Genomic DNA, 13505 nt, shown 5'->3' with positions numbered 1-13505 from the left:
ACTAACCTATCGGGAAAATGGGATATTCTCATAACCTTATTCGGCCCAATCGATTTAGAGCGTTTTCTTATGAAATACAGCTTTCGCCAACTGGAAGTTTTTCTGGCTGCCGCGCATTTCCAGAACATTACCCGCGCCGCCGAATCCCTGGCCATGTCCCAGTCCGCCGCCAGCAGCGCGCTGAAGGAACTGGAAAACCAGTTTGATATTCAGCTGTTCGATCGCGTGGGCAAGCGACTGCAGCTCAATGAACTCGGGCGCCTTTACCGGCCGAAAGTGGAGGCTGTACTGGCGCAGGCCAAAGAGCTGGAGCGAGCGTTCAGTAAACACTCCGAAGTGGGCGCCCTGAAGGTCGGAGCCACGCTGACTATCGGTAACTATTTGGCCGTGGGCGTCATGGCCCAATACATGAATACCCCTACCCACCCAAGGGTATCCCTGGAGGTCGCCAACACCAGCACCATTGCCCGACGGGTCCGGGATTTCGAACTGGACATCGGTTTGATCGAGGGTGAGCTCCACTCCTCCGAACTGGAGGTTCTGCCCTGGCGCGGAGACGAGCTGGTGGTTTTCTGTTCCCCCAGCCACCCGCTGGCCAACAAGACGTCCCTGACCGATGACGATCTGCGTGAAGCCACCTGGATCATGCGCGAGCAGGGCTCCGGCACCCGGCAAAGCTTCGAACGGGGCATGCACGGTCTGCTGTCCGATCTGAACGTCTTGCTGGAGCTGGAGCACACCGAGGCGATCAAGCGGGCGGTGGAAACCAACCTTGGCATCGGCTGCCTTTCCGAGGTGGTCCTTGAGGACGCTTTCAGACGTGGCAGCCTGGTTCCGCTAAAAGTGCCCGAGCACCGGCAATTCGACCGTCAGTTCTACTTCATTCTTCACAAGCAAAAATATCGCAGCGCCGGGATTGACGCGTGGATGGAGCTGTGCCGAAAACTCTGACTTACTGCACCGGGCCGCTGTGAAAACGGAACTCGGTGTCCGGCTCGATAATCAGTCGATGCTCAATTTCAAGGAACTCCCGGACACGATCCGTCACAGGCCCTCCATTCGCCTGCTCTGCCAGCCTCAGGTAATCCTGGTAGTGACGGGCTTCAGATTTCAGCAGGCTGTTGTAGAAATCGGCCAGCGTGTCGTCGAGATGCGGCGCCAGGGTTGCAAAGCGCTCGCATGAACGGGCCTCGATAATGGCACCGACAATCAGGACATCCACCAGACGCCCCGGATCCTCCGCCCTGACCTCCTGCCGCAGGCCTGCCGCGTAGCGCGCGGGAGTCAGATGGCCATACTCTACGCCCCGCTTCTTCATGATTGCCAGCACCTGTTCGAAGTGCCGGAGTTCTTCCCGTGCCAGCCGGGACATCTTGTTCAGCAAGTCGGTGTTATCAACGTAACGGTACATCAGGCTCAACGCCGTGGATGCTGCCTTCTTTTCACAGTGGGCGTGATCAATCAGCATAAGATCCTGATTGGCCAGGGCGTTGTCGATCCATTGCTGCGGCGTACGGCACGGCAGGAACGCGTGAATCTCTTGCAGGGCTTCGGTCATGTCGATATGGGGCTGGTGAGTTGGACGGCGGAGTATAGCGCATGTATCAGAACACTCCGACCTCTGTCCATCTTAACTTTATAAGGGGTTTCCTATAGAATGCAGCGCCAGTTTAAGGCCTTTCCGCCATAAAACTCCCGCCGGGCTCTATAGCCAAGGGCGCGGGACATTCCAACTGATGAGGGTCCATATCGTGTTAGAAGCCTATCGTGAACACGTTGCAGAACGTGAAGCTCTGGGTATTCCTCCCAAGCCGCTGAACGCCGAACAAACCGCCGCTCTGGTTGAACTGCTGAAAAACCCGCCGGCCGGTGAAGAAGAAACTCTCGTTTATCTTCTGGAAAACCGCATCCCGCCAGGCGTGGACGAAGCAGCATACGTCAAAGCCGCGTTCCTTACCGCCATCGTCAAGGGCGAAGCCAGTTCTCCGCTGCTGAGCAAGCAGAAAGCTGTTGAGCTGCTGGGCATGATGCAGGGGGGCTACAACATCGCCACCCTGGTCGACTTGCTGGACGATGCCGAGCTGGCCGAACTGGCCGGTGAAAAGCTCAAGCGCACCCTGCTGATGTTCGATGCCTTCAACGACGTGAAGGAAAAAATGGACGCCGGCAATGCCGTCGCCAAGGCCGTTGTTGAATCCTGGGCCAACGCCGAGTGGTTCACCAACAAGAAGAAGGTTCCCGAGAGCACCAAGATGGTGGTCTTCAAGGTGACCGGCGAAACCAACACCGACGACCTGTCTCCGGCTCCGGATGCCTGGTCCCGTCCGGACATCCCGCTGCACGCCCGCGCTGCCTATAAAATGGAGCGCGACGGCCTGAAGCCGGAAGAGCCGGGTATCACCGGCCCTATGAGCCAGATCGACGAAATCAAGTCCAAGGGGCTGCCCGTGGCATTCGTCGGTGATGTGGTCGGTACCGGCTCCTCACGTAAGTCTGCCACCAACTCCGTTCTGTGGTTCTTCGGTGAAGACGTCCCGGGCGTTCCGAACAAGCGTGCCGGCGGTGTCTGTATCGGCAACAAGGTTGCCCCGATCTTCTTCAACACCATGGAAGACGCTGGCGCCCTGGTATTCGAAGCCCCGGTCGACGACCTGAACATGGGCGACGTTATCGATATCCGTCCGTACGAAGGCAAGATCCTGAACGAGGCCGGCGAGACCATCTCCGAGTTCAGCTTCAAGTCCGACGTGATCCTGGACGAAGTTCAGGCCGGCGGCCGTATCCCGCTGATCATCGGCCGTGGTCTGACCGCCAAGGCACGCGCTGCACTTGGCCTGGGTGCGACCGACATCTTCCGTCTGCCGAAAGACCCGGAAGCTGGCACCAAGGGTTTCACCCTCGGCCAGAAGATGGTTGGCAAGGCGTGTGGCCTTGAAGAAGGCCAAGGCGTTCGTCCCGGCACTTACTGCGAGCCGCACATGACGACTGTCGGTTCCCAGGACACCACTGGCCCGATGACCCGTGACGAACTGAAAGACCTGGCGTGTCTGGGCTTCCAGGCAGACCTCGTTATGCAGTCCTTCTGCCACACAGCGGCCTACCCGAAGCCGGTAGACGTAGAAATGCAGCACACCATGCCAGACTTCATCCAGACCCGTGGCGGTGTTGCCCTGCGTCCGGGCGACGGTATCATCCACTCCTGGCTGAACCGTATGCTGCTGCCAGACACCGTGGGTACCGGTGGTGATTCCCACACCCGTTTCCCGATGGGCATCTCGTTCCCGGCTGGTTCCGGTCTGGTTGCCTTCGCAGCTGCCACCGGCGTAATGCCGCTGGACATGCCCGAGTCGGTACTGGTTCGCTTCAAAGGTGAAATGCAGCCGGGTATTACCCTGCGCGACCTGGTACACGCCATTCCCCTGTACGGCATCAAGCAGGGCATGCTGACCGTGGAGAAGAAGGGCAAGATCAACGAATTCTCCGGTCGCATCCTGGAGATCGAAGGTCTGGAGCACCTGACAGTCGAGCAGGCATTCGAGCTGTCTGACGCCTCCGCAGAGCGTTCTGCAGCCGGCTGTACCATCAACCTGTCTGAAGATTCCGTGGCTGAGTACCTTCGCTCCAACATCACCATGCTGCGCTGGATGATTGCTGAAGGCTACGGCGACCCGCGTACCCTGGAGCGTCGTGCCAAGCAGATGGAAGAATGGATTGCCGATCCGAAGCTCATGCGTGCCGACAAGGACGCCGAGTACGCCCACGTGGTGGAAATCGATCTGGCCGACATCAAAGAGCCGATCGTGTGCTGCCCCAACGACCCGGACGACGCCAAGTTCCTGTCCGAAGTCGCTGGCGACAAGGTCGACGAAGTATTCATCGGTTCCTGCATGACCAACATCGGTCACTTCCGTGCCGCCGGCAAACTGCTGGCGCAGAACAAGGAGCCCCTGAAGACCCGCCTGTGGATGTCCCCGCCCACCAAGATGGACCAGGCCCAGCTGATGGAAGAAGGTTACTTCAACATCTACGGCACCGCCGGTGTTCGCACCGAAATGCCGGGCTGCTCCCTGTGCATGGGTAACCAGGCTCGCGTAGCTGCGAAGAGCACCGTGCTGTCTACCTCCACCCGTAACTTCCCGAACCGACTGGGCGACGGTGCCAACGTGTACCTGACCTCTGCGGAACTGGCTGCGGTTGGTGCGGTTCTGGGCAAACTCCCGTCTCCGGCGGAGTACATGGAGTACGCCAAGGACCTGAACAGCATGTCGAAAGAGATCTACAAGTATCTCAACTTCGACCAGATGGAGAACTACACCAGCAAGGCATCTGAGGCAAACGTCGCTTAAGATCCAACCTTTGCGGTTTAGCTCCATAAAAACGCCAGCCTTCGGGCTGGCGTTTTTTTATGCCCCAATCACGCTCGCTTTCCCAGTCGAACACCCATTTTCAGCTATCAGTAAAGAATCAGTCGTACAAGAATCGCCGCCACCATCACCAACGTGATCGCCTTGACCCAACGCGCACCCTGCTTACTCATGTTGACCCGGGTCGCTATGAAGGCGCCGGTAACGTTGCCCAGCGCCAGGGTCAGGCCTACACCCCAGCGCACCTGATCGTTGATGGCAAACACCACAAGCGCCGCGAAGGTGAAAGGCAAGACAATGGAAACCTTGAGGACGTTCACCTGTCGCAGGTCAATTTTGAGCATATGGTAAAGGACAACGATGAAAAGCACGCCGACGCCCACCTGGATAAACCCGCCATACATCCCAACAAAAAACATCGCGACATAGATGGCCGGGCTCAAACGATCGGTTGTCAGAGGGCGGGTATCAAGAGCTGGCTGAGGCAATAACATGAACACCGAGGCGCCGATCATGGCCGAGACCAGAACCACCTGGAACACCGCATCCGGCACCCAGGTGGCAACCCAGGCCCCCAGCAACGATCCCAGCACTGCGGGCACCGCCAGGCGCAGGCTCACCAGCAGGTTGCCGTGCCCCATGCGGGAAAAACTGCCCACTGCGGTGATACTTTGCAGGGTAATAGCCACGCGGTTGGTGCCATTGGCCACCTGCGGTGGCAGGCCAAGAAACATCAGCAACGGCAGGGTCAGCATGGACCCGCCGGCCGACAGCACATTGATAAAGCCTGCGATTCCTCCAAGCGCCATCAACGCCAGCATTTCCAACAGCGTCATGGTCCGGCTTCCGTCATGCGGTGGCGGGATTGGCTACCCGGCTGCCCTGGCGACTACTCCAAGCAAAGGCAACGATGAAAATCAAAAGGCCGGCCACATCCAGCATTATCTGGCCATGGGGCCAGAGCATGAGCACTCCGATCGGAAACATCAGCAAACGCACAAGCGGATTGAGAGGATGCTCCAGATACCCCTCAAGCCCCGCTACGATGGCGTAGACGCCAAATAGCGCAAAACAGAACACCTGAAGCATCTGGTCAAATTCTCCGGTGATCAGCGGTGAATAGGCAAACAGCAACGGTACGATGTAAAGCCCTTTGGCAAGCTTCCATGCTGTAAAGCCAGTGCGCATCTGAGGCGTGCCGGCGATGGCGGCGGCGGCGAAGGCCGTCAGGCACACCGGCGGTGTCACATTGGAATCCTGGGACAACCAGAAAATCACCATATGGGCCGCCACCAACGCCATCGACAGGGTTGCCGGCGACAGAGCCTGCTCCAACAATTGATTGCTGAAGGTGTCCGGAACCAACGCCAGCAGCTGTTTTGCGCTGGCCAGATCCATGGGCGCATTCAGTAACTCCATTTTATCCGGTGCGGCCAGCATAAAGATCGACTTGGCCTGTTCCGGCAGCTTGCCGTTCATCACCAGCTCCAATAACTGGCTTTCGGCAATCAGGTTGTAGATCGCCGGCGCCGACAACGTGGCCAGCACGATGTAGGCCGCCGTCACCGGCAATCCCATGCCCAGGATCAGCGATGCCAGTGCCACCAGGACAATGGTAATGAGCAGGCTGCCGCCGGCCCAGTCGGTAATCATGATTGAAAAGGTATTACCGATGCCCGTGGTCGAGACCACCATCACAATCAGTCCCACGGTAATCAACAGAATTGCGGTGGTGGTGATGTTACGGGACCCCATCACCAGAGCTTCCAGAATGTCCTTCGGCCCCATCGGATACTTCGATACCCAGGACGCAACGATCACCGAGAGAATAGCAATACCGGCCGCGTAGGTGGGCGTGAAGCCATAGATCAGCGCTGCCACCAGCACCACAAGTGGCAGCAGGAAATGCCAGCCATCCTTGAGCACTTCTTTTAGACTAGGCGCATCAGCATCGTCCAGCTTGACGGCGTGGCTGCGCTTGGCTTCGATCCGAACAAACATGGCCACTGACAGAAAATACAGCAGGGCCGGCAACGCGGCGACCGAAATGATGGTGAGATAGGACACCTGGGTATAAGAGGCCATGATGAACGCACCTGCCCCCATCACAGGTGGCATCAACTGGCCACCGGTCGAGGCTGCAGCTTCTACACCGGCGGCAAACCGGGCCGGAAAACCGGCCTTCCGCATCAGCGGAATGGTGATCACACCAGTGGATACGGTGTTAGCGACGCTGGAACCGGACACCGAGCCCATCAGCCCCGAGGAAAACACCGCCACGAAGCCCGGACCACCTACAAAGCGACCAGCGGCGCACCGGGCCAGTTCGATAATGAAATCACCGGCCCCGGACTTCACCAGGAAGGCCCCAAACAGGATGAACATGAACACATAGGTCCAGGAGATTCGGGCGATCGAGCCCAGCATGCCCTGTCCCCCAATGTAGGAGCGGAATAGGACAGTTTCCCAAGTCAGCCCCGGAAAGTTGAAGATCCCGTCTACGTATTGCCCCCACCAGGCGACATAGGACAAGGCCAGGATACACAGCATCGGGATAAACCAGCCCACGGTACGGCGAGCAAATTCGAGAATCAGCAGCACCGCTGTCACGGAGAAGATCCAATCGCCCTTGCTGAAGTTGACCCCGCGCTCATAGAGCGCGTTTTCGAACAGCATTAAGTAGGCAGCACAGGCTAACGCTGCAAGCCCAAGGAACACATCCACGCCCAGCACTGCTCGTTGTCCAGTCACAGAGTGCGCCTTCAGCATGGGGGTGGTGAGCGCACAGATCAGGCCAAACAGGCCGAAGTGCAAAGCAGATGTCCACAACTCGGAAAGCGTGGACACGGTATTGAAGTACAAATGGATCAGCGACGTTGCGATGGCCAAACCAAAAATCACCGGTCCGAGGAGCCGGTGATCAAGGCGTTGGCTGGCGTCGCTGGCGCTTTCGTCGCGAACCTCAATGCGAGGTTCGCTGGTTGATTGCTCTGCCACGTTTATTCCGCGATCAGTCGCTCGGGAATGTCGAGGCCCTGCTCACGGTAGAAACGCGCAGCACCAGGGTGCAGCGGCATAGGCAGACCAGCGATAGCCCTCTCCAGTGCCATGGCCTTGGTGGCCGGATGAATGTTGTTCAGGAATGGCAGATTGGCGTAGATGGTCTTGGTAATCTGATAGACATCTTCTTCCGGGACATCGGCGCGCGCCGCCATGATATTTGGCTGGGCAATGGTGTTGATGTCCTTGTCCTGATTCGGATAGGTGCCGGCCGGAATGGTATACGGCGTCCACAGCTCAAAGTCGCTGTTGACCTGAGCCAACTGCTCGGGGGTAAAGTTCAATGTGGCAATTTCGTCGCCAAGGTTGGCATATGCACGAGTCACCGCCGAAGCGGGTACACCCGCCGGAATATTCATTCCGTCGATATTTCCGTTCTGCATCGCATCGGCACTCGGACCGTAGCCGAGATAGGCAATATCCACCTGCTCCAGATCAATGCCCACCTTACCAAGGATGAAACGGCCCGAGCCTTCGGTTCCAGAGTTACGGGCACCGATGGAGAAGCCTTCACCGTACAGGTTGGTCATATCCGAAATGGTGCCAGTCTTCACGACGCTGTCACGCAGGACAAAGTGTTCGACGTTTTGCCACAGCATTGATACTGAGCGCAGGTTCTTGTAAGCCTTGGGGACTGGCCCTGTACCGTTCCAGGCGTAGGCGCCGTATAGCCCTTGAAGAATGCCGAACTGGATCTGCCCTTCGTCCATCAGCTTGAGGTTCTCACCAGAACCTGCCGAACTGATGGCAGAAACAGAGATATTGGTTTGCGGTTCGAGTTTTACCTTGACCAAAGTGGAGATGGCCACGCCAACCGGGTAATAGGTGCCACCGGTGGTGGCCGTGCCCATCACGTAATTGCCTTCGGCCTGCACGCTGGCCGACAGCGAAACGGCAGCTGCGGCGACCACGCCCACAGCAGATTTACACAGACTTTTCCGGTTCATAAGTCCTTATCCTCATATGCTTATTGTTATTTCGAGACATTTCCTAACAAGTAATCAAGGTAGCGCTTAGACGAAACGACTGCCAGCAACACAGCGCCACCTTCGACCTATGTACTAGAGGTTCCTGGCAAGGGTCTGGACCGGAACCAAAAAAAAGCCCCCGTCATTGCTGACGAGGGCTTTCGCTTTTACCTACCCGGCGTTCGCTGTTCAGCCCGGCCGGGGCGGTCAGTTACGGCAGGTTGTGATAGCGAGCCTTGATGGCCTTATCGAAACCAGCCAGGATCTCGGCGTGCGGCTTATCACCAAACTTGGAGACAAGCACGATCGCAATGGTGGCAAAGATGAAGCCCGGAATAATCTCGTACAGGTCGAGAAGACCGCCGGACATATTGCCCCAGACTACGACTGTCGCGCCACCCACAATGATACCGGCAATTGCGCCGTTGCGGGTCATTTCACGCCAGAACAGCGACAGAATCAGTGCCGGACCGAAGGCCGCACCGAAGCCGGCCCAGGCGTATGACACCAGTTCCAGGACCTTGCTGTCGGGGTTGAGGCCCAGAATACAGGCAATGACCGCGATGCCGACAACGGCAAACCGTCCGACCCAGACCAACTCTTCCTGCGAGGCTTCCTTACGGAACAGTGCCTTGTAGAAATCTTCCGCCAGCGCAGAGGAAGATACTAGCAACTGGGAGTCCGCTGTACTCATGATGGCCGCAAGGATGGCCGCCAGCAGGATACCGGCAATGACCGGATGGAACAGGGCATCAACGAGCAGCATGAAAGCGCGCTCACCGTCATCCAGCGGAGTCTCGAAATAGCCGATGGCGGCGAAACCACACAGCAGGGCGCCCAGCAGGCCGAGACCACTCCAGGTCACGGCAATACGGCGCGCCGCAGGTACGTCATCCTCGCTCCGAATAGCCTTGAAGCGCGCAAGAATGTGCGGCTGGCCGAAGTAACCCAGGCCCCACCCCAGCAGGGACAGGATCGAGAGGACACCCAGAGCCGCGCCATCCGTGCCCGTAAAGGCATTGAGGAACTCAGGATTCTTCGCTTCCATCGCGGCTGTCGTTGCACTCCAGCCACCGTCAGCATTGATCGCCATGATCGGCACGAGCAACAGAGCTGCAAACATCAACAGGCCCTGAATCACATCGGTCCAGGTCACGGCCAGGAAGCCACCAAAGAAGGTGTACGAAACCACCGCAATGGTGCCGACAATCACGGCAACCGTGTAATCAAGCCCGAATACCGTTTCAAAAAGCTTGCCCCCTGCTACCAGACCGGAACTGGTATAGAACAGGAAGAACATCAGGATGAAAAAGGCACTCACCACACGCAGGATGCGACTGGTGTCATGGAAGCGGTTCTCGAAGTACGACGGCAGCGTAAGCGAGTCTCCAGCGGACAGCGAATAGGTACGCAGGCGGCTGGCAACAAACAGCCAGTTCAGCCAGGTACCTGCCAGCAGGCCAACGGCAATCCAGATGGCCTCGTAACCGGCCGCGTATGCGTAACCGGGCAGGCCCAGCAAAAGCCAACCACTCATGTCGGACGCGCCGGCACTGATTGCAGATGGCAGGGGGCCAAGACTACGGCCACCCAGGATGTAATCGGAAAGATTAGAAGTGCGTTTCCAGGCTACATAGCCGACGCCAAGCATCAGCATAATATAGGCCAGGAACGTAATACTGATCCCAACACTGTTTCCTATCATTTCGGTTTTCTCCCCGTGCGCTATCTGGGTTGTTTATTGTTGGCTTTGGAACGGCTCTCCTTCTGCACCCTGCGGACAGGATGAGAGGGACAACCCTGAGACGGAAACCTGACACCCGAAGGCGCCAGATACCCGAATTCTAGACGACATCCGTGTCGTTACTATACTTTTGTAATTCCTAAACTTTTTCAATGCCTAGTGACAACAGCGACGCATTGCCCCCCACAGCCGTGGTGTTGATGGTCCTGGTTCGCTCGGTTGCAAACCGCTGCAGGTAGTGTGGCCCGCCTGCTTTCGGACCAGTACCGGACAGCCCCAGACCACCAAACGGCTGCACACCAACGACCGCACCTATTTGGTCACGGTTGATGTAGCAGTTACCGACTTTGGCACGTTGTTCAATCCAGGCGGCGGTCGATTCGCTGCGACTGTGGATACCAAGCGTCAGGCCATACCCGGCGCCATTGATCTCCTCGATCACCGCATCCAGCAGCTCGGCCTTGTATCGGATCACATGCAGAACGGGCCCGAAGTGTTCCGACTTCAGATCGTCCATGCGCGAGATACCGTAGGCTGACGGCGCCACAAAATGCCCCACCGAACACGATGGCGGCAACGGCGAACGGGCGATAAAGCGGGCAGACTGTTCGAGCTCGTTGAGATGCTCCTGCAGTCCCTTCCGGGCCTCGGCGTCGATCACCGGACCGATGTCGGTGCTGTATTTCTCCGGGTTACCCACGGACAGTTCCCGCATGGCACCCGCCAGCATCGACTCCACCCGCTCGGCAACGTCCTCCTGAAGATACAACACCCTCAGCGCAGAGCACCGTTGACCCGCACTGGCAAAGGCAGAATGAAGCACATCACGAACCACCTGCTCCGGAAGCGCGCTGCTGTCCACAATCATTGCGTTCTGGCCGCCGGTTTCGGCAATCAGCGGCACAATCGCACCCTCACGCTGGGCCAGCGTGCGGTTGAGCAGCCGCGCCACCTGAGTAGATCCGGTGAAGGCAACTCCGGCAATCCTGGGGTCCGGGGTCAGTTTGCCGCCAAGTTTTGCGCCATCACCGGGTAACAGTTGAATTACATCGGGTGGAAAGCCAGCCTCGAGCATCAGCTCAACAGCACGACCCGCCACCAGGCTCGTTTGCTCGGCCGGCTTGGCAATGACGCTGTTGCCGGATACCAGAGCCGCCATGATCTGGCCGGTAAAAATAGCCAGTGGGAAATTCCAGGGGCTGATGCACAGGAAGACGCCCCGCCCTTCCATGTAAAGTTCATTGCTTTCCCCGGTCGGCCCGGGCATGGCAATGGCATCGCCGAAACGGGCCTGGCCCTGTATCGCGTAGTAGCGGCAAAAATCCACGGCCTCTCGGACCTCATCAATGCCATCCTGCAGGTTTTTTCCCGCTTCCCGGCAACAAATGGCAATGAGTTCAGCCCGGTTTTTCTCGAGCAGATCGGCATAGGCTTCAAGACACCGCGCCCGCTCTTGGACCGGGCGGGCGTTCCAGGGACCAAAGCCGTTGCGTGCGACCGCGAGCGCTTCCTCAGCATGCCGTTCACTGGCGAATACGACCGATCCAACCAAGCGAGAGTTGTCATAGGGCGAGCGGACCTCGACGCGCTCGCCGTCGATATGGCGAGTTCCGCCAATGATGGGCCCGGCAGTCCAGCTCTGCCCCCCCCATTGGTCGAGACCGCTCAGCAGGAAGGCGAGATCCGTCTCAACCTGAATATTCAGGCCCCGGGAATTGATGCGCTCCTGTCCATAAATGTCCGTAGGTGCAGGAATTCGGTCGTTCGGCATGGACTCGTATTTCAGCAACTCCTGAACGGGATTCTGGACCAGTGCCTCGATCGGCGTCGCAGCGTCCACAAGCCGGTGAACAAACGACGAATTTGCTCCGTTTTCCAGCAGCCGCCGGACCAGATACGGCAGCAAGTCCTTGTGGGCTCCAACCGGCGCGTAGATGCGCACGGGAATGTCGTTATCCTTGAGGATGCTGTTGTAGAGTGCGTCCCCCATGCCATGCAGCCGCTGGAATTCGATCTTGCGCTCGCGATTTCTGGCCATAACCAACACAGAGGCAACGGTATGGGCATTGTGACTGGCCAGCTGCGGATAAAGCGCACCATCGGTGTAGTCACTCAATAGATACCGCAGGCAGGCCAGGTAGGATGTGTCCGTCGCTTCCTTGCGGGTAAACACCGGGTAACTCGTCAGGCCCAACTGCTGACAGATTTTGATTTCAGTATCCCAGTAGGCACCTTTGACCAGCCGGATCGGGATTTCATCGCCCTGCTCTTTTGCCAGTTTGGTCAGCCAGCACAATGCCGGCAGGGCGCGCTTGGAATACGCCTGGACAACCAGCCCGAAGCCGCCCCACCCTTTGGCAGCACTGGACGAAAAAACTTTTTCAAAAAGCTTCAGCGAGATCTCCAGCCGATCCATCTCTTCCGCATCAATCGTGATGGACACATGCCTTTCACGCGCAAAGGTCACGAGATCGCGAACGGTGAGATACAGCTCCTTGAGAACTCGCTCCTCCTGGGCGTATTCATAGCGGGGATGAAGAGCGGAAAGTTTGATCGAAATAGAAGGCCGGGGCTCACGATGACCGGGAACCGAGTCAGCGCCCACCGATTCGATGGCTTTCATATAGTCATTCAGGTAGCGGGCGGCGTCCTCAGCGGTCAGCGCCGCTTCCCCCAGCATATCGAAGGAATAGGTGTAGCCCATCTCACGATAGTCCCGGGCATTCCTGAGCGCTTCATCAATGTCTCGGCCGAGGACAAACTGTTTCCCCATGATGCCCATCGCCCGGTACATCGCACTGCGTATGACTGGCTCTCCGCTGCGCTTCACCAGTCGTTTCCAGACGCTGGACGGGGACCCGTCCAGGCGCTTATCCATCTTCACGACCCGCCCTGTCAGCAATAACCCCCAGGTAGAGGCGTTGACCAGCGTCGACTCACTGCGTCCCACGTGCTTCTGCCAATCCGCCACAGACATCTTGTCGTGAATCAGGGCATCGGCCGTGTACTTATCGGGAATGCGCATCAGCGCTTCGGCCAGGCACATCAGCAAGATGCCTTCCTGAGTATCGAGGCTGTATTCCTGCAACAGCGCGTCAATCATATGGACAGCATCGTCCTGTTCACGCACCTTGGCAATCAATCCGGTAGCGGTTTCGGTGATCGCCCGATCTTCAGCCGCATCACTCTGAGCAAGTGCGATCAGCTCCTGCAGGTACCCGGCTTCGTCCACAGCATAGTTCGCAACCAGGCCCTGCCAGAAGACAGATCGGGGCTGCTCCTGGAAGGCAGGCTCTAGAACCTTGCTCGCGTGAAACATGTCGGCACCTGTTATGAATGTCCGGTTTTGGCCGGCATCCGGTTCGTGAT

The 13505-nt window shown here is 58.0% G+C and carries 8 protein-coding genes; 2 read left to right on the top strand and 6 right to left on the bottom strand.

Going from position 1 to position 13505, the window contains the following annotated elements:
• The first annotated feature begins 69 nt into the window (after positions 1-69).
• The gene (locus tag QQF73_RS07580; RefSeq protein WP_285367797.1) at positions 70-951 is read left to right on the top strand and encodes a LysR family transcriptional regulator; all 882 of its coding nucleotides are present in this window, start codon (positions 70-72) and stop codon (positions 949-951) included.
• Between the two features lies 1 nt (position 952).
• Here QQF73_RS07580 and QQF73_RS07575 read toward each other — a convergent pair whose 3' ends face one another.
• The gene (locus QQF73_RS07575; RefSeq protein WP_285367796.1) at positions 953-1558 is read right to left on the bottom strand and encodes a MiaE family protein; all 606 of its coding nucleotides are present in this window, start codon (positions 1556-1558) and stop codon (positions 953-955) included.
• Positions 1559-1751: 193 nt separating this feature from the next.
• Between QQF73_RS07575 and acnB the strand changes: the two genes are divergently transcribed.
• Complete coding sequence (gene acnB, locus QQF73_RS07570) at positions 1752-4346, top strand: bifunctional aconitate hydratase 2/2-methylisocitrate dehydratase (protein ID WP_219868028.1); 2595 nt, start codon at positions 1752-1754, stop codon at positions 4344-4346.
• 107 nt (positions 4347-4453) lie between these two features.
• Here acnB and QQF73_RS07565 read toward each other — a convergent pair whose 3' ends face one another.
• From QQF73_RS07565 to putA, 5 genes are all read right to left on the bottom strand, one after another.
• Complete coding sequence (locus QQF73_RS07565; protein ID WP_219866092.1) at positions 4454-5200, bottom strand: sulfite exporter TauE/SafE family protein; 747 nt, start codon at positions 5198-5200, stop codon at positions 4454-4456.
• A 13-nt stretch (positions 5201-5213) separates the two neighbouring features.
• The gene (locus QQF73_RS07560; protein ID WP_219866093.1) at positions 5214-7361 is read right to left on the bottom strand and encodes a TRAP transporter permease; all 2148 of its coding nucleotides are present in this window, start codon (positions 7359-7361) and stop codon (positions 5214-5216) included.
• 2 nt (positions 7362-7363) lie between these two features.
• Positions 7364-8371, bottom strand: a complete 1008-nt coding sequence (locus QQF73_RS07555) for a TAXI family TRAP transporter solute-binding subunit (RefSeq protein WP_219866094.1) — start codon at positions 8369-8371, stop codon at positions 7364-7366.
• A gap of 232 nt (positions 8372-8603) precedes the next feature.
• Entirely contained in the window at positions 8604-10097 is a 1494-nt protein-coding gene (gene putP / locus QQF73_RS07550) for a sodium/proline symporter PutP (RefSeq protein ID WP_219866095.1), read from the bottom strand.
• Between the two features lie 178 nt (positions 10098-10275).
• On the bottom strand, positions 10276-13455 hold the full coding sequence (gene putA, locus QQF73_RS07545) for a bifunctional proline dehydrogenase/L-glutamate gamma-semialdehyde dehydrogenase PutA (protein WP_285367795.1): 3180 nt from the start codon (positions 13453-13455) through the stop codon (positions 10276-10278).
• Between the last annotated feature and the right edge of the window lie 50 nt (positions 13456-13505).

The sequence above is a fragment of the Marinobacter albus genome, from assembly GCF_030238305.1.
Classification (GTDB): domain Bacteria; phylum Pseudomonadota; class Gammaproteobacteria; order Pseudomonadales; family Oleiphilaceae; genus Marinobacter; species Marinobacter albus.
Note: the sequence above shows the minus strand (reverse complement) of the source record. Positions and strands in the feature narration are given on the sequence as shown.